The sequence below is a fragment of the Staphylococcus sp. GDY8P198P genome (genome assembly GCF_017891615.1).
Taxonomy (GTDB): domain Bacteria; phylum Bacillota; class Bacilli; order Staphylococcales; family Staphylococcaceae; genus Staphylococcus; species Staphylococcus cohnii.
This window is the reverse complement of the sequence record NZ_JAESJQ010000033.1, coordinates 1-587: the sequence shown is the minus strand read 5'-3', so window position 1 is coordinate 587 and position 587 is coordinate 1. Positions and strand designations below refer to the sequence as shown.

The following is a 587-nucleotide window of genomic DNA, read 5'->3' as shown; positions in this document are numbered from 1 at the left end:
GTTAATAAAAAAGATAGAGGAATCGACCTCCACCTTTAATCAAGCAAGCGATGACTTGCATGTGAGATATAAATCAGTAGCTAACGCATATTTAAATAAAATAAATACCGATAATCAAGAACAAGACTTTCAAAAAGCCCTAGACAATAAGTTTAAAAAGATAGATAACAATACAAAAACACTTATGAATGGGGTAATCGAAAGTAATAAGCAGACAAGAACAGAAATACAAGAATATAAAAAAACACTTGAAGGTAAATTTCAAGATAACGATAAATTGATAGGTAAATACAACAAATCGTTAAGTAAAATGAATCAAGGCATATTTTCTTTATTTTTTGTTGTTTTAATTGTCTCTCTAGTATCACTGATAACTGGACCAATAGGCGATATATTAATGCTTAATAGTTATGCAGAGACCATTCATGATCAAATTGTTCAAGGTGAATCTATTTGGAGATATTTAGCTTATTCATTCTATCTCATTCCGTTTATATTATTATTCTTCATTCTGTGGGCATGTACGAAGTTCATAGACGCTTTAGATAATAAATTCTAGGTATTTGTATCTAGGATTTCTAAAAGCT

Annotated in this window: 1 protein-coding gene; it reads left to right on the top strand. The window is 29.3% G+C overall.

What is annotated here, in order from left to right; all coding sequences use genetic code 11:
- On the top strand, window positions 1-559 hold a 559-nt coding region (locus KA824_RS12800; protein WP_210133283.1), incomplete at its 5' end, for an MATE family efflux transporter.
- Window positions 560-587: the final 28 nt, after the last annotated feature.